Source organism: Clostridium felsineum DSM 794 (assembly GCF_002006355.2).
Classification (GTDB): domain Bacteria; phylum Bacillota; class Clostridia; order Clostridiales; family Clostridiaceae; genus Clostridium_S; species Clostridium_S felsineum.
Genome location: NZ_CP096980.1, coordinates 4,637,154 through 4,661,112 on the forward strand (window position 1 = coordinate 4,637,154; position 23,959 = coordinate 4,661,112).

General features: G+C 29.7%; 20 protein-coding genes. 2 read left to right on the forward strand and 18 right to left on the reverse strand.

What is annotated here, in order from left to right; all coding sequences use genetic code 11:
• Window positions 1-29: 29 nt before the first annotated feature.
• The 10 genes from CLFE_RS21480 to nifH form a co-directional block, all read right to left on the reverse strand.
• A complete protein-coding gene (locus CLFE_RS21480) occupies window positions 30-779 on the reverse strand; it encodes an ABC-2 transporter permease (RefSeq protein WP_077852590.1) in 750 nt (249 codons plus the stop codon).
• Between the two features lie 786 nt (window positions 780-1,565).
• A complete protein-coding gene (locus CLFE_RS21485) occupies window positions 1,566-2,309 on the reverse strand; it encodes an HAD-IB family hydrolase (RefSeq protein WP_077835591.1) in 744 nt (247 codons plus the stop codon).
• A gap of 336 nt (window positions 2,310-2,645) precedes the next feature.
• On the reverse strand, window positions 2,646-3,149 hold the full coding sequence (locus tag CLFE_RS21490; protein WP_077835592.1) for a TspO/MBR family protein: 504 nt from the start codon (window positions 3,147-3,149) through the stop codon (window positions 2,646-2,648).
• A 56-nt stretch (window positions 3,150-3,205) separates the two neighbouring features.
• Complete coding sequence (locus CLFE_RS21495) at window positions 3,206-4,018, reverse strand: beta/alpha barrel domain-containing protein (protein WP_077895474.1); 813 nt, start codon at window positions 4,016-4,018, stop codon at window positions 3,206-3,208.
• On the reverse strand, window positions 3,999-5,069 hold the full coding sequence (locus tag CLFE_RS21500) for a homocitrate synthase/isopropylmalate synthase family protein (protein WP_077895473.1): 1,071 nt from the start codon (window positions 5,067-5,069) through the stop codon (window positions 3,999-4,001). Before CLFE_RS21500 ends, CLFE_RS21495 begins: the two co-directional genes overlap by 20 nt.
• A gap of 33 nt (window positions 5,070-5,102) precedes the next feature.
• Entirely contained in the window at window positions 5,103-7,742 is a 2,640-nt protein-coding gene (gene nifB, locus CLFE_RS21505; protein ID WP_077895472.1) for a nitrogenase cofactor biosynthesis protein NifB, read from the reverse strand.
• A gap of 18 nt (window positions 7,743-7,760) precedes the next feature.
• The gene (gene nifE, locus CLFE_RS21510) at window positions 7,761-9,161 is read right to left on the reverse strand and encodes a nitrogenase iron-molybdenum cofactor biosynthesis protein NifE (protein ID WP_077895471.1); all 1,401 of its coding nucleotides are present in this window, start codon (window positions 9,159-9,161) and stop codon (window positions 7,761-7,763) included.
• Window positions 9,162-9,257: 96 nt separating this feature from the next.
• A complete protein-coding gene (nifK, locus tag CLFE_RS21515) occupies window positions 9,258-10,622 on the reverse strand; it encodes a nitrogenase molybdenum-iron protein subunit beta (RefSeq protein WP_077895470.1) in 1,365 nt (454 codons plus the stop codon).
• Window positions 10,622-12,214 (reverse strand): nitrogenase molybdenum-iron protein alpha chain, encoded by a 1,593-nt coding sequence (nifD, locus tag CLFE_RS21520; RefSeq protein ID WP_077895469.1) that lies wholly within the window; start codon window positions 12,212-12,214, stop codon window positions 10,622-10,624. The genes nifK and nifD overlap by 1 nt, the downstream gene beginning before the upstream one ends.
• A 200-nt stretch (window positions 12,215-12,414) precedes the next feature.
• Window positions 12,415-13,233, reverse strand: a complete 819-nt coding sequence (nifH, locus tag CLFE_RS21525) for a nitrogenase iron protein (RefSeq protein ID WP_077835598.1) — start codon at window positions 13,231-13,233, stop codon at window positions 12,415-12,417.
• Between the two features lie 581 nt (window positions 13,234-13,814).
• On the opposite strand from nifH, the gene CLFE_RS21530 reads away from it, so the two are divergent.
• The gene (locus CLFE_RS21530) at window positions 13,815-14,777 is read left to right on the forward strand and encodes a helix-turn-helix transcriptional regulator (RefSeq protein ID WP_077853350.1); all 963 of its coding nucleotides are present in this window, start codon (window positions 13,815-13,817) and stop codon (window positions 14,775-14,777) included.
• 154 nt (window positions 14,778-14,931) lie between these two features.
• Here the strand turns inward: CLFE_RS21530 and CLFE_RS21535 are convergent, their stop codons facing one another.
• The 6 genes from CLFE_RS21535 to CLFE_RS21560 all read right to left on the reverse strand — a co-directional run bounded on the left by CLFE_RS21535 (window position 14,932) and on the right by CLFE_RS21560 (window position 20,634).
• Complete coding sequence (locus tag CLFE_RS21535; protein WP_077835600.1) at window positions 14,932-15,294, reverse strand: TSUP family transporter; 363 nt, start codon at window positions 15,292-15,294, stop codon at window positions 14,932-14,934.
• Between the two features lie 127 nt (window positions 15,295-15,421).
• Complete coding sequence (locus CLFE_RS21540) at window positions 15,422-16,138, reverse strand: ABC transporter ATP-binding protein (RefSeq protein ID WP_077853349.1); 717 nt, start codon at window positions 16,136-16,138, stop codon at window positions 15,422-15,424.
• Window positions 16,131-17,288, reverse strand: coding sequence for an ABC transporter permease (locus tag CLFE_RS21545; protein WP_077835602.1), 1,158 nt, complete (start codon window positions 17,286-17,288; stop codon window positions 16,131-16,133). Before CLFE_RS21545 ends, CLFE_RS21540 begins: the two co-directional genes overlap by 8 nt.
• A 156-nt stretch (window positions 17,289-17,444) precedes the next feature.
• Window positions 17,445-18,557 (reverse strand): ABC transporter permease, encoded by a 1,113-nt coding sequence (locus tag CLFE_RS21550; protein WP_077895468.1) that lies wholly within the window; start codon window positions 18,555-18,557, stop codon window positions 17,445-17,447.
• Window positions 18,554-19,690, reverse strand: a complete 1,137-nt coding sequence (locus CLFE_RS21555; RefSeq protein WP_077895467.1) for an ABC transporter permease — start codon at window positions 19,688-19,690, stop codon at window positions 18,554-18,556. Before CLFE_RS21555 ends, CLFE_RS21550 begins: the two co-directional genes overlap by 4 nt.
• Before the next feature lie 11 nt (window positions 19,691-19,701).
• On the reverse strand, window positions 19,702-20,634 hold the full coding sequence (locus CLFE_RS21560) for an ABC transporter ATP-binding protein (RefSeq protein WP_077895466.1): 933 nt from the start codon (window positions 20,632-20,634) through the stop codon (window positions 19,702-19,704).
• Between the two features lie 293 nt (window positions 20,635-20,927).
• On the opposite strand from CLFE_RS21560, the gene CLFE_RS21565 reads away from it, so the two are divergent.
• Window positions 20,928-22,031, forward strand: a complete 1,104-nt coding sequence (locus tag CLFE_RS21565; protein WP_250944681.1) for an IS4 family transposase — start codon at window positions 20,928-20,930, stop codon at window positions 22,029-22,031.
• Between the two features lie 201 nt (window positions 22,032-22,232).
• Here the strand turns inward: CLFE_RS21565 and CLFE_RS21570 are convergent, their stop codons facing one another.
• Together CLFE_RS21570 and CLFE_RS21575 are read right to left on the reverse strand one after the other, a co-directional pair.
• Window positions 22,233-22,859: a response regulator transcription factor gene (locus CLFE_RS21570; protein WP_077895450.1), complete on the reverse strand. Its 627-nt coding sequence runs from the start codon at window positions 22,857-22,859 to the stop codon at window positions 22,233-22,235.
• On the reverse strand, window positions 22,840-23,949 hold the full coding sequence (locus CLFE_RS21575) for a sensor histidine kinase (RefSeq protein WP_077895451.1): 1,110 nt from the start codon (window positions 23,947-23,949) through the stop codon (window positions 22,840-22,842). Before CLFE_RS21575 ends, CLFE_RS21570 begins: the two co-directional genes overlap by 20 nt.
• Window positions 23,950-23,959 lie beyond the last annotated feature (10 nt).

Genomic DNA, 23,959 nt, shown 5'->3' on the forward strand with positions numbered 1-23,959 from the left:
CTCCTGTCAGTAAATTTAATATTACCATTTTATAAATCTATTTTTTCATCAAGTATTTTCACTGAAATCATAAATAAAATAATAATTAGAAGCAATTCTAACACCATGCTTGCAATATAAATTGAACCGCCAGCAGTGCTTACGCTAGCCTTAACATGTGTATCTCCAAATGACCTCGCAATTTTTTCAAGTACAAACTTTTGTGGAAATAAATACTCTAAACCAGTCTCTACTTTAGCTAATATATATGTATATACTACAAATATAATTAAAGATAACAAACCTGAAAATTTACCATTCTTTCTTAAAGTTCTTCCTACCAAAATACAAAAATATATTGTAATCAAAAACGAAATATAAATAAAAATAGCCCAGATAAAATAAGCAAAAACATTCCAATTAAATAATTCATTAAAATTAATATGAACTATCTTATCTCCAAAATACAGCATAAAAGCCAAACCAACAAATGCACCTAGGATCATCATTATAACTGAACATATAAGTTTTGATCCTAAAAGCGCTGATCTACTTTCAGGCAAAGTAAAAACAAGATATTTAGTATCCTTCTTCAAATCTCTAGAAAACATAGCTATATTCATTATCATAGTAACAAGCATAATTCCACCACCCACAGCAGTTGAAAGACCAAATATTAAAATTCCTTCCCAAGTCCCAACCCTAGTCATAAGGGCAATATTTAAAAGCAAGCCTATAAGCAAAACCAACAAATATTCTCTATATACTGTTTTAGCTTCATATTTTATAAATTTTAACATAATAAAAAACCTCCCTAATATCAACGCAAAGCATATTGTTTTAGTGTACTATTCATATAGTACACTAATATTAAATAAGTGTCAATACCAATATTTCTAAAATAAACTTAACTTAAAGCTTCAACCAAAAGTCACAATCTTCAAGTGATTTTGGTTGAAGCTTTAAGTTTTTAGTTTATTTAGAAATATTGTCTATCCTTATCCCTACCTATTCTTTTCTACTCAAAAGTCACAATCTTCAAGTGATTTTGGTTGAAGCTTTAAGTTTTTAGTTTATTTAGAAATATTGTCTATCCTTATCCCTACCTATTCTTTTCTACTCAAAAGTCACAATCTTCAAGTGATTTTGGTTGAAGCTTTAAGTTTTTAGTTTATTTAGAAATATTGTCTATCCTTATCCCTACCTATTCTTTTCTACTCAAAAATCACAATCTTCAAGTGATTTTGATGAGGCTTTAAGTTTTTAGTCTATTTAGAAATATTGTCTATCCTTATCCCTACCTATTCTTTTCTACTCAAAAGTCACAATCTTCAAGTGATTTTGGTTGAAGCTTTAAGTTTTTAGTTTATTTAGAAATATTGTCTATCCTTATCCCTACCTATTCTCTTCTACTCAAAAGTCACAATCTTCAAGTGATTTTGGTTGAAGCTTTAAGTTTTTAGTTTATTTAGAAATATTATCTATCCTTATCCCTACCTATTCTCTTCTACTCAAAAGTCACAATCTTCAAGTGATTTTGGTGGGGCTTTAAGTTTTTAGTTTATTTAGAAATATTAAAGAAGTACTTACAGCATAAACTCTCCATCGCACTCCAAGCATTTTGCAGAAATTCTATAAACCATATCTTTTCTCTCTATTATAATCTTCATCTTATTTTTTACTTCTTCATCATTTAATATTTCACGTACAAGTTCTCTAGTGGGATTAATACAAACTGGATTTCCTACCATTTTAAGCATTGTAAAGTCTCCAGAGGTATCCCCATAAGCATAACTTTCACTAAGATCTATATTATATTTAATTTGCATATCATGAACAGCCTTCTCTTTACTTTCGCTGTCCCACATAGGAATAACTTCTCCTGTATAAACATCCTTTTCATTCGTTAAATATTCGGCACCTCTATAATCATCAAACTTATATTTTTCCGCCATTTTTTTTACAAGTTCAAGTGGACTTCCCGAAATGGTTATTATTTTATGACCTTGCTCCTTATGCCACTTTATTCTATCCCTTGTATAAGTATATACTCTGTCACCCTTTTGATTCACAACTTGACTCGCAATAAATTCCATTTGAAATTTGCTAAGCCCCTTGAGTGCATCTACATATATTTCTGTCATTTTTAATAGATAATCATCATAATCTCCTTTTCTATTATCCCATTTTGTAAATTCAGGTCTTACTTCCTTATACCACTTTTCTTCTTCTATAATTTCATACTTTATAAGCTTTTTAAATACCTCAGATATAAGTCCTTCTCTATACAAAGTACCATCTATATCAAAAAATGCTGCTTTAACTCTCATATTCATCCCCCGCTCTATAATCACTTATTCAAAATAAGTTTTCCTTCTATTATAATTTTATTATCAGTATTTTTCAATACTTTAAAATATTTTGTATTTTCTTATTCATTATATTTTCTACCATTATGTAATGTTCCCATTTATTAGTTTCTATACAAGTAAATAAAAATAAGTAGGCAACCTAATATATGTTAACGCATAAATTCTATTACATTCTGACTCATAAAAAATTCTGAGGCCGAACCTCTTTAATAGGAATATTTTATAATCCACAATGTAAAAGTTTCAGTGCGTTACATATAGTTAAATCACCTACTCAAGTTTTAAATTTTCACCTTATTTCTTATTCAAAAGCCATATCGAAAAGTTTAAAATTCCTGCAAATGATACCCATATTATGTATGGAATCATAAGAAATGCCGCTACTTTATCATATTTATAAAATTCAAAGGTAGTTATCAATATAAAAAATAATAAGATTAGTAATTCAATAAAAGCCAAACCGTAAAAATTACCACCAAAAAATATTATACTCCAAAGAAAGTTCAAAAAAAGCTGTATTAAATATAAGACTAAAGGCTTTTTTACACTCACTCCTTCTTCTTTGCCAATAACCCATATTCTATATGCGGCTACCGCCATCAAAAAATAAAGTATAAACCATACTATAGGAAATAAAAAACCTGGCGGTGAAAAAAATGGCTTTTTAAAGTTATCATAGCTTCCTACATTTGACATACTTAAAAAACCACTTAATGCTCCTGTACCTTCTGCAATTAAAATACTTATTAAAAGTTCTTTTATATGAACTTTTTTACTTACCCCTAAAATAGTATACATCTCCTTATTAAATTTTATTTCTACTTTATTATTATTTATTAATTAACTTAGAAATACTACTTAAAGGTATTTTTATTTAATATAGTATAATTAATTATATTCTTGATTTCTTCTTCCTTTATTTTTAATTTCTTCATTTCTAAATCTCTCTTATTAATCAAACTAGAAAAATTAATAAAATTACAATTACCTGCTCTTTCACCTATTCCTCCAATTGTGGTATCAATATATCTTGCTCCAGCTTTTACCGCACTTAAGGAATTTACTTCTGCCATTCCAAAATCATTGTGTGTATGCATTTCAATTTCAATTGGAACTTCCTCCATTATTCTTTTAATATCGAAGAATGCTTTTCTTGGATACAAAATACCAACGGTATCTGCATATCTAATTCTTTTTACTCCTTCAAAATAAGCGTTCTTACACAATTCAATTAAAAAATCAAGGTCTGCTCTTGATGCATCCTCTAAACCTATTGTTACTTCGTACCCCTTACTAATAGCATAATAAATACTTTTCTTCATACTACTAATTATCCACTCTTTGCTTTTATTCAAATTATATTTAAGTTGTAAATCTGACGCCGGAACAGATATATGAATTATATCCACCTTACAATCAATAGAATGCTTAATATCCTTAATACTCATTCTATTCCATGATGATATTTTACTTTTAAGTCCTAATTCTGCAATTCTCTCAATGCTTAACTTTTCATCACCTTCCATAGCTGGTGTACCTGCCTCAATTTGATAAATTCCTATACTATCTAATAGCTTGGATATTTCTATTTTTTCATTTATTCCTAATGCTATACCAGGTTTTTGTTCACCATCTCGTAAGGTTGTATCAACTAAATTTATTCTCATATAATTCACAACCTTTTGTATATCTATAATAAATTTCTCTAAATTCTTCATTTGAAATATTCCTATGAAGTTCTATGCTCTTTTCTCTTATATACTCCAAAATCTCCTCCAGATTACAACTCTCATTTTTAATATTTAATTCCTTTAACTTAAGTTTTATTGCCTTTTTTCCTGAATGCTTTCCTAGAACAACTTGTCTCTTACTACCAACAATACCTGGTTCATAAGCTTCATAAGTTAAAGAATTTTTTTCTATACCATCAACATGAATTCCAGATTCACATTTAAAAATATCTCTCCCTATTATAGGTTTTGTTGGAGATATACTTTTTTCAAATAAATTTTCATATAGCTTTGATGCTTCACTTAAAAATTTTAAGCATCCTAATATCTTAGCATTTTTTATAACTTTAAGTGCTAAAAGTACTTCTTCCAGAGAAGATATGTTATAGTGTTCCCCGCAAAAAGCAGTAGTTATAAAATCACTTCCATCAATACATGCTTCAACCGCAACAGCAGTTGCCATAAAATGCTTATTACTTGGATAAAAATCTACTAACACATTAAATGTTTTCTTAATTTTTCTTATAATTTCATTCCAGCCCTTCAAATTATAACTATAGACATTATTTATTCTAATACATGTTATATTGAAGTTGTTAAATATCTCGTAATTATTATCACTAAAAATTTCATCTAACTCATCAATATCCACTTCTAAAATTATTTTAAATTTATTCATTCTAGTTATATTATAATTATTGAAACTTCTAGCAGTATTAAATTGTATAATTATATACTTGAATTTGTACTCACCTATAATACGTACATCTTTTTCATCTTTAATTCTATATATAAATTTATTACTGGTTTTTATATAACTAATTACTGATCTGTCAATCTCAAATAAATCAGCACCAATTTTATTAATAAGCTCAAGAAAAATATCCATTTCTTTTCTACTTATTCTAAGCTCATTAAGTCTTGTACTATTCTCTATTAATGTTCTATCTATTAAGAATTTCTTTTTATTATTAATTAAAACTGCCATAATGTTAATCCTCCTTTATTCATTTACATATTTTTAAGAATTAACACTAGAACTTAAAATTTTTTCTGCTGCTAGCTTAACACCCTTATTTATTGTTTCGTACATTTCTATTATCTCAATTCCTTTTTCTTTGAGTTGCCTTTTAGGTTCAATCCCCGCTCTAAGAACTAGCACCGCTGAGCAGTCTCTTACCGTTTTAATTATCTTAGATATTTTATCTTCTGTAGAATCACATTCTTCTACTCCACTACAATACTTATCTACATTTCTTTTCTCTAAGAATCTTACCTTGCCCTCACTATATGTATAAATGTAAAACTCAGAAGCATGTCCGAAATGTTGATCTACATTAATTCCTGTTCTTGATGAAACTGCAAACTTATATATATTTTCGCTACTAGCTTGAGTGCTGCTATCACAAGTTATACTATGACAAGAGCCACAACCTATGTTTCTGAAATCAATAGAATGATCTTCTGCTAAAGTTCCTATTGCATCCGCTCTACATTGTCTACAGTGATACATCTGCTTCATATCTATTTCACAATCTTTTCTCATTTTATTTAATTCTTTATTGGTAACGGTTGGTAGCTTTTCAAAAGCACTTCCTTCTACAGGAATCATCCTCATTATATTTGTCATATAAACTCCACATCCTTTGACTTTTTTTACAACATCATTTATGTGGTTATCATTTATTCCTTTAAGCATAACTATATTAACCTTACATACTACCCCTTTAGCGCACAGATACTTTATTCCTGTAAGCTGATTATTTAAAAGTATTTCTGCTCCTTCTTCTCCGTTATACTTCTTTCCAAGATAATTAACTTCTTTATATATTTTTGCTCCTATTTTCTTATCCACAGCATTCATTGTAACTGTTACATGCGATACACCTAAATCAATTATTTCATTTGCATAAAACGGAAGCATAAGTCCATTGGTAGATAGACAAAATGTTACTTCAGGATCATAATTTCTAATAGCTTTGAAGGTTTCTTTAACTTTATCAAAATTAGCAAGGGCATCTCCTGGTCCTGCTATACCAACAACAGTTAAGTTGGACATCTTACTTTTTACTACTTTAAATTTTTCTAGCGCCTCCATTGGGTTTAAAACTTCACTAGTAACCCCAGGTCTACTTTCATTTACACAGTCATATTTTCTACTGCAATAATTGCAGGTTATATTACATTTTGGTGCTACTGGTATATGCATTCTTGCAAACCTATGTGCATCATCGCCAAAACATGGATGTTTACAAGTCTTATTTTGATTATATATATACTTTGTATTTTTAACTGATTTTAAGTAATAATTATTAAAAGCTTCTTTTCTAAATTTGTTTTCTATTATTTTTAGCATCTCATTTGAAATACTATCTATTAAAAACGCTGACCCGTTATATCCTGTTATCACTTGCCTTTGAGCTCCAACTCTATCATGAACAGGAAATCCAACTCTTAATATTTCTATTCCTAATTTACTTGCCATTCTTCTTCCATCTGAATTACCTATAAATAAATTAACATCAAACTCCTTAGCGTACTTTTCTATAGTATCAAAATCTGTATCATCTAAAATAAGCGCTTCTTCCTTTTGCTTTTTTATTTCCTCACTAAGCTCAGCTTCTAATAGCTTATTCCTTGCTCCCGTAGCTATTAACTTTATCTGAGTTCCATTTTCAAGACATGTTTTTGCTATAGCAAGTGTAAGTTCGGGTTCACCATATATTATCACTCTTGCTTTACCTGTATATTTATGATTATCTATCATTCCATCCAAATATCTTCCTCTCTCAACTAAAAGCTCTTCAGGAATTTTTGTTGTACTTAATTTAGATATTAAAGAAATAAACTTTGTTGTATTTCTAATTCCTATAGGTATTTCACATTTATAAAGTGGAACTGAAAATTTTTCTTTTAAAAAAACACCTGGTGATTTTTCATCTTCTACTGTAGCTCCCATTTCAATTGTTGCAACTGCACCGGACATTCTTTTTATATCTTCTATCTTAGTTCCCCCAATAGGTATTCTTCTATATTTCTCATTATGAGGTGAATCTAAAGTATTAGACACATCTGGAAGCATTGTATATTTTATATTGAATTTATTTAATATACCTTTTATATTTCTCACATCACCTGGATTTAAGTTTGCACATATTATATTTATACTGTTATTTCTATCTGACAGCTCACAAACTTGTTCAACAATTTTTCTTAAAGCAACATAATATCCTTCTGCTTCTGTACCTCCGTAACCCGGTGTTGGTACTGTTATTATGTTTGTTTTTTCAGAATATTCTTTTTCTTCTTCAAAAAATTCTCCTACTATTCGGTTTATATCCTCTCCTATTGTTTCCGCAAGACAGGTAGTCATAACACCTATTGTTGATGGATTATAAAGCTTAATCATATTCTTTAAACCCTTCTTAAGATTTTCAGTTCCTCCATATACTGTTCCTTTTTCTGTAAGGGCAGAGGAAGCTATATCAACAGGCTCATTATAGTGGGTTGCCATGTGCCTTCTTATATATGTACTGCAACCTTGAGAACCATGTAAAATAACCATACTATTCTCTATTCCTTTAAATGCCATAACACCACCCATTGGCATACACATCTTACACGGATTTATATCCACATTAACTAAATTTTTATTTGCCATAATATCCTCCCCTTCTTTCTAAACATAATTCCAAACCGGACTATTAGCGGTTAAATCTATTTCCTGTGCAAAATTAAGAGCTCCAACAAAACCTGATAATATTTGCTTTCTTTCATGGTTATGATCACAAAATGCAACTCCTAGCTTATATGCAAGAGGCCTTTCTTTTACTCCTCCAACCAATATATCTGCTCCCTTTTCTAGCATAAATTTCTCAAGCTCTGATGGATTTGCATCATCAAGTATTACTGTACCAGGCCTAGTTATTTGCTTAATTATTTCGTAATCTCTCGGTTTACCTGTTTGAGTACCAACCATAACAGTTTCAATCCCTAAGCTTTTAAACTGCTTTATAAGAGATATAGCTTTGTAGCCACCTCCAACATATATTGCTGCTTTTTTACCCTTAAGCCTTTTCTTATACAAATTAATTTTGTCCTCTACTTTTCTTTTTTCTTTTTCAATAAATCTCTCTGCTTTTTCTAATACAACTTCATCTCCCAAAATATGAGCTATCTGTAAAAGTGAATTTTCAGTATCTTCTATACCTAAAAAACTAATTCTTATATAAGGAATTCCATAAAGCTCTTGCATTTTCTTTGCTAAATACTCCATAGAGCCTGCACATTGTACAATATTAAGACTTGCTTCTGGCGCTTTTAGAAGCTCTTCACACTTACTATCTCCTGTTATCTTGGCAATTACTGGTATCCCTATTTCTTTTAAATAGCTTTGAATAACCCAAGCCTCACCTGCTAAATTAAAATCTCCAAGATAATTTAATCCCTTTACTTTCTTATCACTTTTTTTATTGCCTATAAGTTTTAAAATAGCATCACAGGCTGCTCTATACCCCGTTGCTTTATTTCCCGAAAAACCTGGTGACTTAACAGGTATAACTCTCATATTAGGATATTTCTTCTCTGCATCACAACAAACAGCATCCACGTCATCACCTATTACTCCTACAATACAAGTAGCATATATAAAAACAACTTTAGGTTGAAACTTATCGTATATCTCATCAAGCGCTGCTCTTAACTTCTTCTCCCCTCCAAATATAACATCTGTTTCACTTAAATCAGTAGAAAAACTATTTCTAAAAAGCTCAGATGAACTTGATAAGCTTCCCCTTAAATCCCAAGTATAACTAGCACACCCGATAGGACCGTGAATAAGATGAAAAGCATCAGTTATTGGATTTAAGACAACTCTCGCACCACAATAAACACATGCCCTTTGGCTTACAGCACCAGAAACACTATTTTCATCACATCGTAAGGTTCCTGAACTACCTCCAGAATTATAGCAAACAAAACCTTTTCTATCTTCTATTATTTCCTGTAAATTCAAGCTATTTTTAAGCTTCCCATTAATACCAACTTGATCCTTGTAATAATATTTTTCTTTATTTTCCATAGACCTTTCACCTCCAACTTCAAAATTTAATTACGGGAATCTAAAGTTAATATTCGCCTTAGATTCCCTTATATAAATAAAGCATTAAAGAAACTACTATCTTACTAATTCATAATCTTCATCCAAGCTATCTCTGTCCATTCTTTCAAGTATTGCATCACACATACTTGTCATTAAATTCATAGCTCCCTTATAGCCAACCTTGGAAATATAAGAATGTCCATATCGATCCATTATAGGGAATCCAAATCTAACTAACGGAATATCTTCTGCTCTAGCTATAAATTTCATGTGAGAATTACCTATAACTAAATCAACTGATTCATTTTTAATCCATTGATGGAGTTCAAACAGATCAGAATAACTTTTTACCTTAGAACCCTCAATTCCATTTTTCTCTAGCATTTTATTTATTGTTTTTTCAAATTTTTCTCCCTGTGTGCCTGTTATAACATACTTAGGATTCATTCCAAGTGAAATAACAAATTCAGTTAATGCTATTACTGTATCAGGATCTCCAGCTATAGCAACTTTTTTGCCATGAAAATACTGATAACTATCTAGCATAAAATCTACAAGCTGCCCTCTTTCTTCTTCTATTTCATAAGGTACTTCTTTACCCGTTATTTTAGATAGTTCCATTATGAATCTATCGGTAGCATCTATTCCTATTGGAGTATTCAAAACACTAAAGGGCACTTTACATTTCTTTTCTAACTCTATAGCTGGTGCTTCTGATGCAAGGCTTCCAAGTGCTAATGTATAATTTGAATTTCCAGCATCTTTTAATTCCTCAATAGTTGTTCCACCCTTTGGATACATTTTATACTCATCTGTCATTGGAGAATCTACTACTCCGCTAGTGTCTGGCAGCATTATAAATGGTATTTTCATAAGCTTGAATATCTTTTTAAGCTCCCTCATATCAGCAGGTCCAACAAATCCAGGAAGAATATTTATCTTTCCGTTTTTCATATTTGTATTTTCCGAAAGGTATTTTACCATTGCTTTAACCATACTAGAAAATCCAGTTATATGTGAACCTACGTAACTTGGAGTATTAGCATGAATTACAATTTTTCCCTCAGGCACTTCTGAATCAGCAATATAACTTACTAAGTCATCTCCAAGTGTTTCTGAAAGACATGTGGTGTGTACTGCTACAATATCAGGATTATATATAGAAAATATATTTTTAATAGCTGTGTTGAAATTAGCTCTTCCTCCAAAAACACTTGCTCCTTCATTAAAAGAACTTGTTGATGCCATAATTGGATCCTTAAAGTGTCTTGTTAATTGCATTCTGTGATATGAACAGCATCCTTGAGAACCATGACTGTGCGGTAAGCAGTTATGTATTCCAAGTGCTGCATACATGGCACCTATTGGTTGGCAGGTTCTTGCAGGATTTATTCTTAATGCCTTTCTTTCATATATCTCTTTAGGCGTTTCATCTAACATTACTCCTCACCTCCAACTACTTTTTCACTTATATTCTCTTTTTTCCAAGGCGGCACCACATAACCCCATGCTGGCGTAAATGCACCTGCAACTAATTCCTTTCCAAATATAACAGCTCCCTTAAATCCAGCATAAGGACCTGTATAATCATAAGAATGTAGTTGTTTTGAAAGAACTCCCATTCTTTGTATTACATATTTATCCTTTACACCAGAAAAGAAAATATCTGGTTTCATCAATTTTATGAACTCCTCTGTTTCATGGTGATTTAAATCATCTATTGCTATAGCTCCTTCATCCATATCCTTAAACATTCCTTCGTAATTCTCCAGTGGAATTTCTTGTTTTAATACTTCATATCTATCCTCTGGAATAATGATACGATATTTTTTAGGGTCTTTTTTAACATGAAGTTCGGGTATATTTTTGCTATCTGCATCAACCTTAATAGTAGGTATTACTTCTCTTCCCTCATAATCATCTCTGTGACCAAATTCATAACCTGCAAGTATAGTCTTTACACCATAATCTTTAAGAAGCATTTGATAATGATGTGCTCTTGAACCTCCAACAAATAAACATGCAGTTTTTCCTTCTAACTTTTCCTTGAAATAAGCCATTTCACCTTCAATATTAGAAAGCTCCTCTGCTATAACTTCTTCAGTCTTTTTATAAATATATGGATCATCAAAAACCTTTGCCATATCTCTAAGAGTTTCTATAGTTGAGGTTACCCCTATAAAATTTGTCTTTATCCAAGGTATGCCATATTTTGTTTGCATCATTTCTGCAATATAGTTAATTGATCTATGACACTGAACTAAATTTAAATCTGCTGTGTCTGCATTCTTAACTCTTTCATAAGAGCCATCTCCACTAAGCCTTCCCACAACGTTATAGCCTATTTTTTCAAGTATTCTTTCTATTTCCCAAGCATCTCCGCCTATATTATATTCACCTAATATATTTACAGAATACTTCTTATGCTCCCAATTACCTGTTCCAATAACCGTATCAAGAATATTATTATTTGCTATATGATGTCCTGCTGATTGACTTACTCCCTTATAGCCCTCACAGTTAAAAGCAATTACTTGTATTCCATATTTTTCAGTTGCCTCTTTTGCAATAGCATTTATATCATCACCAATTAATCCAACAGGACATGTAGCATAAATTCCTATAGCTTTCGGATGAAAAATTTCAACTGCCTCTTCTATTGCTTTTCTTAACTTCCCTTCTCCTCCAAAAACTATATCTCTTTCTTGCATATCCGTTGAGAAAACATACTCAATAAAATTCTGACCACCAGCTTCTGCTTTTGCTTTATTTCTTCTAACTCCCCATGTATAATAAGAACAACCTATTGGCCCATGAGTGATATGCACTATATCCTTTATAGGTCCCATTACAACACCCTTACAACCTGCATAGCAGCAACCTCTGTTTGTTATTATTCCAGGTATTGTTCTTACATTTGCCTGTATAACTGGGTTTATATTATCTTTGGTTTTTATAACCATGTGTTGTTTTCTATTTTTTAAAGTTTTCTCTGTATATTTTTCAAAAACTTTTTCAGGTATATTATTCATAAAACCCATCCTTTCATAAAATTAACTTTCAAAATTCAGTCTTGTAATTGACTTTATTATCAGTGCTATTGAATGAATTTTAATTACATGATAAAATATATTTGTTTGAATAGACTTAAAATTCAGACATTTAAAGGTATATCTCTTTTCACCTTAAACCATAAGAGATATGCTTTTAATTTAATATAACTTCCATAATATTATTCCATTAAGCCGTGTTCCATAAGTATTGCTTCTAGCTTTTCTTGAGCCATTGGTTTTGGAACTACAAACATATCATTTTCATCTATGGCTTTAGCTAATGCCCTATATTCATCTGCCTGTTCAACTTCTGGATTAAATTGTATAACAGTTTGCTTGTTTATTTCTGCTTTTTGAACATCATGACTACGTGGCACAAAATAAATTAGTTGAGTTCCAAGTTCCTTCGCAAATGCTTCTAAAAGCTCCTTCTCATTTTGGACTTTTCTACTATTACATATAATACCACCTAATCTTACTCCTCCAGTATTTGCAAATTTACTTATACCTTTTGATATATTATTTGCTGCATACATTGCCATCATCTCACCACTAGCAACAATATAAATTTCTTTTGCCTTACCTTCACGAATAGGCATTGCAAAGCCTCCACAAACAACATCACCTAAAACATCGTAAAACACATAATCCATGTCATCTTCATACGCTCCCAACTGCTCAAGCATATTTATGGATGTTATAATACCTCTACCTGCACAACCCACACCTGGTTCTGGACCACCTGATTCAACACACTTAATATTTTTAAAACCAGTTTTTAATATTGTAGATAAATCCACATCTTCTCCTTCCTCTCTTAAAGTATCTAAAACTGTTTTCTGCGCTAGGCCCCCTAAAAGAAGTCTTGTTGAATCAGCTTTAGGATCACACCCTACTACCATTATTTTTTTACCCATTTCTGCAAGTCCAGCTGTTAAATTTTGAGTAGTTGTTGATTTACCAATTCCACCTTTTCCGTAAATAGCAACTTGTCTCATGTATACTCCTCCTTTCATATACAATGCAATATTTTCATGCATTATATACCCTTCAATGTTATTAATTTGAATTATTTCCAACAATAATTAATTTATTGGATTTATCTAAATACTATATCAGATTTTTTTAAGTGTCAATGAACTTTTTTGAATATTTATTAAAAATATCAGTTTATTTTTGACTATTTTAAAATTATTACTTGTTTGTATTAACGATTTCATAACTAAGTATTTCATATGCCTTGTTCACAGCTTAACCATTTTAATTTATTTATGTCATGTTTTGAATGCATAATTATTTCACTTATTATAATTTATTATTTAGTTTTGTTATGTTTGTTTCATATTTTTATCTTAAAATACTGTATTAAAATGTTTTAACACCAAAAAAAAGAATTTCTACATAAAAAAAAATTTCTATTATGTAAACTAATTTCAGCTAATTTTTTTCGCTTTTTCAATATATTGTTTTATTTATTGAGCTTTCATTTAAATTTGCATTGAATTTTTAACAATGTTGTACTAAAATGTTATTTATATTATTGATGTGATATATTAATTTTAGAAAGAAGTTGATACTCTTGGAAAATAAAACTTTAACTCCTCTAGATGTAGCAAAACTTCTTAGGATATCCAAAAATACAGTTTATGAATTGATAAAACGAGGAGATTTAAATTGTTACAGAGTTGGTAAAAAGATTCGTATAGATTCAAAAGATGTGGATTTGTATAAACATAAATGTAAAAGCAACCCCAAAATTAATAATTATCAATCCTCATCCACCATTTTAGAAAATACAAATGAAACCTTTTTACACTTAAATGAAAAAGTACCTGATGGTGGCTTTATTATTTGCGGTCAAGATATACTATTAGATATATTGTCTAGATATCTTCAAGTTCATTCCTCTGGTACTAATGCTCTTCGTGCATATGTTGGGAGTTACAGCGGGCTTCTTGGTTTATATTTTGGAAAAATACAAGTGGCAACTGCTCATCTATGGGATGGCGACTCTGGAGATTACAATACTCCTTACGTTAGAAGACTAATTCCTGGAATTCATACTGTAATAATAAATTTAGCCTTTAGGATAATGGGGTTTTATGTAGCAAAAGGAAACCCTAAAAATATTATTGGCTGGGAAGATTTTAAACGGGATGATATTACTATGGTAAATAGAGAAAAAGGATGTGGGACACGAATACTTCTTGATGAACATTTACGTCTTCTAAATATTGATAAAAATAAAATTAAAGGCTATTCAAGAGAAAGCCTCTCTCATTTGGCTATAGCTAGTATAATCTCAAGAAATGGTGCTGATGTAGGAATAGGAAATGAAAAAACAGGACTTCAAGTAGATAATATTGATTTTATACCAATTCAAAAAGAAAGATATGACTTAGTTATAAGAAAGGACGATCTAAATAATCCTCCTATTAAAGCAATAATAGAAATACTACAATCTGAAAACTTTAAATCAGAACTTATGGGAATAGGAGGTTATGACTTAAGTCAAACTGGAACTACCATAACTGAACTTTAAAAAATTCAAAACAATTATATTAAAATAAATAAGAGTCAACTTATATGTACTTAAAAAAGGTGTTTAACGTCATCTGCACAAACTTTTTACTTTTATAAATATAAAATTAGTATGTCTACTTTAAGTTAACCCTTATCACCTTTTCGTATTAAGATTATTTTCCTAAAACCGTTTTTATTCCTACTATAATAATGAATACTCCAAAAGCCTTCTTTAATACACTGGTAGGAAGTACATTGGCAAGTTGTCCCCCAAATCTAGCTGCTATAACCATAGCTACACAAATAACTATTCCCGCATAAATACTTGTATTTCCCTTTTTATAATACTGCATAAACGCAAGAATACCAACTGGCGGAAGCATTGCTATAAGTGATGTCCCTTGTGCTTTTATTTGAGAAAATCCTGCAAAAGTTACTAGCGCCGGAATTATAACTATTCCTCCACCTATACCAAACAATCCGCTTAAAATTCCTGCTACAATGCCAATTATAGTATAAATTATAAAATCAATCATGAAAATTCCCCCTTTTTTATAGAAAACAAAGTTTAATAGGGCTCCTAAATAGAAGAATCCCTACTAAACTTCAAGCTTTTTAGAATATACTAAATTCATTTCTCTATAAAACTTTACTATACAGTAATTATACTACAAAATTTGATTTTTTATAGGCTTCAGCCGTAAAATCTCCGTCTACTTTTCCATCAGTTATATTTATAATCCGATCAGTTTTTTCTGCTATTCTGTTATCGTGAGTTATGATTACAAAAGTTGTGCTATACTCTTTATTTATATCTCTTAAAAGTTCGTAAACACTTTCAGTTGATTTTGAATCTAAATTTCCTGTAGGTTCGTCTGCAAGCACAATATCTGGATTATTTAAAAGGGCTCTTGCAATTGCAGTTCTTTGCTGTTGTCCTCCTGACAAATTAGTCGCCATATTATTTTTAACCTTATCTATACCAACTAAATATAGTAATTCCTCTGCTCTTTTAATTATTTTGTCATTAAGTTTTCCTTTTCCAATACGATATGGCATCAAAACATTTTCAAGTACCGTAAACTCAGGAAGAAGATAATGGAATTGAAATATGAAACCTATTGTTTTGTTTCTAAGCTCTGCTAAACTATTTTTTTTCATAGTATCTATTCTATTTCCTTTGATGTATACTTCTCCTTCTGAAGGCTTATCTAGCGTACCCATAATATTCAATATAGTGCTTTTACCGCTTCCAGAAGCACCTATTATTGAATTAAAGGAATGTTCCTCAAAGGATAAACTTACATTATGAAGAACCGTTGTTTTTATACTCCTTCCATAAGTTTTACTCACATTTTTAAGTTCTATAATATTAGCCATTTTTTATCACCTCAATTGGATCTAATTTAGAAGATTTTCTAGCTGGTACAACTGATGCTACACAAGCTGACACTATTGCTATCAATACAGATGCACCTATAAACTTATAATCTAAATATAGTGGAACAAGAGGTGTACCATCTGAATTAACTGCAAATTTAGTAAAAGAATATGTTAAGCCAATTCCTAAAGCAACTCCAATTACAGCTCCAAAAAGCCCCAAAATAAGCCCTTGATATAAGAATATATTTCTTGCTTTTCCATCTTTTATTCCCATTGCTTTAAGTATTCCAAGCTGTTTTGATTTCTGCATAACTGTTATAGCAAGCACACTAGTTATACCTAATATAACAGAAACAAGTACAAAAACCTGAATCATTATACTAGAAGCACTTTGGCCACTTAATCCACTTAATAACGATGCATTTGCTTCTTTCCAATTTGATATCTTTAAATCATATTCCTTCAATGATTTTTTTACATCCTTTGAGATAATATCTGCACTAAATACATCCTTTACCTGCATTTCTATGCCTGTAATTTTGTCTTTACTATCAAAAATATCCTGAGCAGTTTTCATTGTTGTAATAATCCACTTATTATTTATATTTGAAGACTTTAAATCATAAGTTCCTGTAACTTTAACTTTTTTTGACTTTCCCTTTGGAGTTAAAATTGTAATTTCATCTCCAATATTCAATTTTGACTCCTTTTTTAAATCCGTACCTATTATAACTTCATTTTCATTTTTAGGCTCACGTCCAGATTTTAAGTTATCTTTTATTTTATAAATTTTGTCAGCCCTTTTTAAGTCAAGTCCTCTAAGTAAAATAGGATAATTTTTATCATTATACTCCATAAATCCTGAAAAATCCGCACTTGGAGAAACATTCTTAATATTATCATTAGAATTCTCTATGACTTTAATTTTGTCCTTCGAAGCATCAATTAATCCGTCACTACTATTTGAAGTTACTGTTATTTGTGAAGAGCTTCCAATAGTTGTATTTATTAAATTCTTTTGTAGCCCCTGTATAAGAGTCCCTATAAAAACTTGAACGGATACTCCAATTGCAATTCCAAGTATAATTAAAATGGTCTGCCCTTTGCTGGATTTCAAAAATCTTGAGGCTATTTTTAGTTCTAGCATTTCAACCCCTCCAAATATAATCAATATTTATTATTAACTAATACATTTTATTAATATTGTATTATAAAAACACCCTTTTTACAATAATATTTTATAATAAAAAAACAAGAAACTTTTCCAGCTAACTTTGCTTTCAAAATTTCTTACTCTTATTTTTTATTTATTTGCAATATCAACTTTTTTAACCATTGCAATTACAAGAAAAACTACTATAAATACACAAATTACTGACATTTCCTTATAAATGCTACTCAAATCACCCCCATCTATTATTTTTCCTACAGCAGTCATAGCCCAACTACTTGGTACAAAATCACCTATCTTCTGCATAGTATTTCCCATAACCTCTTTAGGCCAATAGCATCCTCCAAGCATAGCAATTGGTGTGCTTATTAAGACCGTCATAGAATTTGCTTGCTTTAAATTTTTACATCTATTTGAAATTAAAACTCCTAATGCTACACAACTCATTCCAAATAATGCAAGTACAATATACAGCTTAAATGGTGAAGGTCCCAAATCAATTTTTATTAAATATTTCATAATAGCCAATACTGCTGCAATTTGAATAAGGTTTACTACGATAAAACTTAAAAGAGATTGTATAACATAGTTTGATCTTTTAACTCCTGCTGAAAACATCCTATTGTAAACCCCATCTTTTTTGTCAACCAAAATAAGTGTTGTTATCATTGTACTTAAATATATTATACTTGCAATCAGAAATCCAATAGACGTTGTTGATGTCTGTTTTTTTTCTTTTTCTCCATTTGTATATTTTGTTTCTGCTGCAAAATTTCCTTTTTGATAATCCTTAACCCCATTATAAAATTTAGTTTTATCTCCATTAGCTGCTTTAGATATATTTTGTGCTGCATTAATAAAACTATTTACGTAGTAATTTATAGATGAACTGTTAGAAGTACCCTTTATTCCATATACTTCAACGTTATTTCCTTTTACGTTATTTATAGTATTTTGTGTAAAGCCTTTTGGAATTACAATGGCTACATCTATTTTTTTGTCTATTATATAGTCACTTATGTCATTTTTACTTATAGCCTTCACACTGCCTGTATCTTTTATTTTATCCTTCATCATAGAAGTAAGTCTTGTGTTATCATTATCAACTACTCCTATAGAAAAACCCGAACCTCCATTAGAAATGGATGAAATTATGGATATGAATGCTATTGGAAATATAAACATAATTACTATATTTGCTTTTTTCCTAAATATTCTTTTTATATTATTTAAAAATATTGTCATGCCATTCTTCTCCTTCCTAAAATAGACGCAATAGCTAAAAATACAACAGATATCGCAAGTAAAATTATTATTGAACTTTCAGCCGTAGTTGTTGTTCCTTTATAAATCATATTAAATAAACCTGATTGTGCAATATTGTTAGGTACATACTTTACTATACTTGCATCAGATATTGGAAGTTTAAAATATCCTCCTGATACAAATGTGAGTATAGGAGACACTATACCTATAAGCATAGATGCTTTTTTATCCTCTCCAGTTGCAATTACAAATAGAAATCCCATAGCTGCTGAAAATATTGCAAATGATGCAACTATTCCAAAAACTAAAATAGGATGGCTTCCCCAATTTGCACCATATACATACTTTGTAAATAGTACCAGAACTAATGCTTGAAGTATTAAAGTAAACATAACCCCTAAAACTACACCAATTAAATGTTCATAAGTTTTGGTTGCTGTAGTTCTTATTCTTTTTCCTACTCTGTCAAAGAACAAATTCTGAAGTTCAGAACTGCCATAATTTGCACCATAAAGTAATATGAGTAAAAGCATAGTTACTGAATAATAATCCATTGCACTTGGAGCTTTTCCTTTAACGCTTAAATACTTTTCAGTCAAATTATCTTTATTAACATAATTTGTTCTCATTTTTGCAATTTTAGAGGAAACTGTAACAGTATTTGCTCCATCATTAAAGCTATTTATTAAACTTTCTATAATTTGATTTCGTGTCCCATTATTTTTACTTTCGTATATCTGAATTTTAGCCTTTTTATCATTTTCAATATTTGTAGAATACTGATTATCTATATATAAAAGTGAATTTCCTTCTCCATTATCAACAAACTTTTTACCTTCATTATACGAACTTACTTTTTTTACATTTAGTATTTTTTTAATCTCTTTACTTTTTAGAAATTCATCAAAGTTTTTTGACTCCTCTTTGCTATCAGCATTGTAATAATATACTGTAGTTTTACCTAAATCAGTAACTGAAAAATTACCAACACTTTTTAGCGCATTTCCAAGAATAAGAATTAAAACTATAGGAAATAGCAGCATCATTACAAGTGTTTTTTTATCTGTTACATTTGATTTTATAGTATTAATTGCAATATAAAAAATATTCATATTATCTCCTCCTAATCTCTAAGCTTTCTTCCTGTAAGTGTAAGAAATACACCTTCAAGACTAGGCTTTTCAACGTTGATAGAAATAATTTTACTTTTGAACTCAGCTATCTTTGCTGTTATATTACTAATATTTTCACTATTTTTTTCTGAAATTACCTCTAACATATTTTCATTTCTAGTACATCTTTTAACATTAGGAATATTTTCTATAGCCTCTATTAAATCCTTTGTAAGTTCTGATACTTCAAGTTCTACCTTTTCTTCATTAGCTATCATTTCTTTTAATTGTTCTTTAGTTCCTGTTGCTATCTCCTTACCATGATCCATAATTGTTATTTTACTGCAAAGAGTTTCTACTTCCTCCATATAGTGCGAAGTATATATTATTGTTGATCCCATTTCATTTAGCTTTCTAACAGAATCTAAAATATGATTTCTTGATTGTGGATCTATTCCCACTGTTGGTTCATCCATTATTATTAATTTAGGTCTATGAACCACAGCACATGCAATGTTAAGTCTTCTCTGCATACCACCTGAATACTGTCCTGGTTTATCCTTTTTTCTATCCCAAAGTCCAGTAAAATCAAGAGCTTCTTTTATTCTGTCTTTTAATACTGTTCCTCTTAATCCATTTAGCTTACCGAAAAAAGCAACATTCTCGTAAGCTGATAATTCACTAAACACAGCTATATCTTGTGGTACAACTCCTATATTTCTTTTTATCTTAGTATCAGTTCCATTAAACGTTTTTCCAAATATCTTAATTTCTCCACCATTAATTTTAGTAAGTCCTGTTATAGCATTTATGGTTGTTGATTTTCCTGCACCATTTGGACCTAAAAGTCCATAAATTTCTCCCTCTTCTATTTTTAGATTTAAACTATCCACTGCTTTAAAGTCTTTATATGATTTCTTAAGATTCTTAATTTCTAATATCATAAATAATTCCTCCATACCTTTTGTATTTCCTATGTATTTATCATATTAAATTTCAGGTACTATAAATAGTGCATTTTCTCATAACCTATTATGACATTTGTCATATGTAATGTAATAAATTTTTAACATTTAGCTTTATAAATAAAAAAAGAGCACCAAATGGTTCTAGTGTTGCATTAAAGTAAATAATACTTGTTGACAAATATTATTGGAAAAAATTAATGATAAAAAAATAGACCAATTTGTGTTTTAATGGTTTTGACGAGAAACCAAACACAAGGAGGTCTATTTTTATGTTCAAGATTAATAGTAAATTAGTTTTTCATAAATTAATAGAGGAAATTGGAGGAAGTTTTATTAATAAAACTATAAATAAATATAATGGTGATTATAGGAGCCATCACTTTGACACAAGATCTCACATAAATTCGATGATTTACCTTAATATAAAAGGCTGCAGGAGTTTAAGAGAGGCTGAAGGTGAAATATCTGCAAATAAGAAACTAAAAAAACTTATCAATGTACCAAGTGTTTCACAGTTTTCACGCAAAAACGCTGCGCGTGATTATAGAATTTTTGAAGATATTTTCTATCATTTAGTTGATAAAGCTAAGAGAAGATTTGGAGACGTTAGGATTTTCAAAGATATTCCACCAATAAAAATAATAGATTCTACTGTAATATTAGTTGCTTTAAATCTAGCACCTCATCTAAAGATAGATGATAAAAGAGCAGCTATTAAAATCAGTACTCTTTTTAATGGAGAGTTTCCAGAGAAGATAAATATTGTTAAAGGGCAAGTTAATGATAGAAAATGTATTGATGGTTTATTTGAGAACAAGAATGCTATCCATGTATTTGACAGAGGATATTATGATTATCGTTGGTATGATAAATTAACAGAACAAGGAATACAATTTGTTACAAGAGGAATAAAAAATGCAATCATTATGGAGGAAAGAATGCTAAGATCAAATCTTAGCGAAAATATTTATGATACTGAAGTTATCTTAGGCTCTACTCTAGGAGGCAATTTAACTTTTAAAAATTATAGAGAAATAATGACTTTTGATGATGAAGGAGAACCTGTTACTTTTGTAACTAATATCTTTGATCTTCCTGCAGAAGATATAATAAAAATATATAAACATAGGTGGGAAATAGAGCTATTTTTTAAGTGGATAAAACAAAACTTAAGGATAAAGAAATTTATAGGTTATAATGAAAATGCAGTGAGAATTCAGATATTTTCTGCTCTTATATCTTATATGCTTATATATTTATGCTGTAAGGTTACTAAAGCTAAGTACTCCATGCTATTGTTAACACGATTTGTGAGAAGCAACTTATTGGAATTTTATGACGAAGATATTTGTGAGTATTTCAGGACAGGCTAATAAGCAGTTGCAAATATTTAAAATTTAATGATGTGGATAATGGGATAATTACAACTACTAAATGGTATTTTTTTCTTTTTAAAATATAATAACCCAATATTAAAGGTAGTTATCGGATTTTATTATAATCCAATAACTACCTTTTTAAATGTCAATAGTATTTTATTGTATTAATGCAACACTAGAAACCAAATGGGCTCTTTAAACATTCTTCAAATAAAATATTGCAAGCTGAGTTCTATCTCTCATCTCAAGCTTTTCTAATAAATTAGTAATATAATTTCTAACAGTGCCTTCACTCAAATAAAGCTTTGCAGAAATTTCTTTATTTGAATATCCTTCACCTATATTTTTAAGTATTTCTAGTTCTCTATTTGTAAGATTATACTTTTCAAAACCTTTGCCACTCTTATCTTCTTTAATAAAATTAGATATAGTCTTTGCTACATTCTTCTCAAATACCATATTACCTTTTGTTACAGCTTTTAGGCTATCAATTATACTATCAGAGGACTGGTTTTTCAAAATATAACCCTCAGCTCCATTTTTTATAGCTTCCTTTATATACTCATCATCCTTAAAAGTAGTCAATATTACCACCTTTATATCTTTAAAGCTTTCTTTAATTATTTTAGTTCCGAGCACACCATCCATAACTGGCATTCTAACATCCATAAGAACAATCTCTGGTCTATTCTTCTTACAAAACTGAAATGCTTCTTCACCGTTTGAACATGTGCCTATTATTTCTATGTCATCTTCTAAATCCAAAAGTATACTAAGACTTTCCCTTATAAGTGCATCATCATCAACTATTAGTACCTTCAAAAATTCTTCCTCCTTCACTATTTATAGGAATTATACATACTATTAAAAAACCATTTTCACCACTGGTAGAGATGCTTCCCCCTACTGCTCTTATTCTATCTCGCATTCCGCTTATACCAAGCCCCTCCTTTATGGTTGTACTTGCACCTATTCCGTTATCTTTTATGTAAAGTCTTATAAATTTATCATTTATATCTATATTTATAATTACCTTAGTAGCTGATGAATACTTTAATGCATTTGTAAGAGCTTCTTTTATATTTAAAGCTATTACCTGCATATTTGTTATAGATATTAATTCTGTATTACCATTACAAGAAAAATCCACACTACAAAATTTAAAATTATCTATTATATTTTTTATATAATCTATGCCTACTTCTTCCTTAGGCACTATATTATGTACTGTATTCCTTATAAGTGTTAAAGACTCTGAAATTCTATCAATACTTTCTTTTAAAATTTTCTTTGATTTTTCACTATCTCTATCATATAGTTTAAGTGCCACCTGAAGCTGCATGAAAGTTCCAGCTATACTGTGACCTACATTATCATGAATATCTCTTGCAATTCTGTTTCTTTCCTTTATCTCAGCCATATGTGCAACTTCTAGAGAAGAATTCATAAGTTTTACCTTTGCATCCTCAAGCTCATATATCAATCTTCTTTCATCATCATATATTTTTCTATATTGCTCTTCTTTTTTTTCCATAATTTTAAGACAATAAGCAATCATTGCACTTATTATGCAGAACCCAATAATATTCAAATTAATATATACTTTAAAATACATTATACCAATAAAAGCAGGTATCATTCCTAAATAAAATTCATCATAAACAAAATCAAATATGACAATTGGCAGTAAAAATGTAAAACAATTATTATAATAACATGACACCATAACAATTAAAAGTTCTACAAATGAAGTATACTTAGCTTTAAAAAATCTTTCCTTTAAGACAAACATAATAACATTAATTAAAAACATTATTATTATAAACCTTTCATTAACAGAACTAATACCAAACTCTATTAATACATACAAAAAAAATATAGTTTTTAAGGTAATTAAAAATTTATTCTTCATATAAACCTCT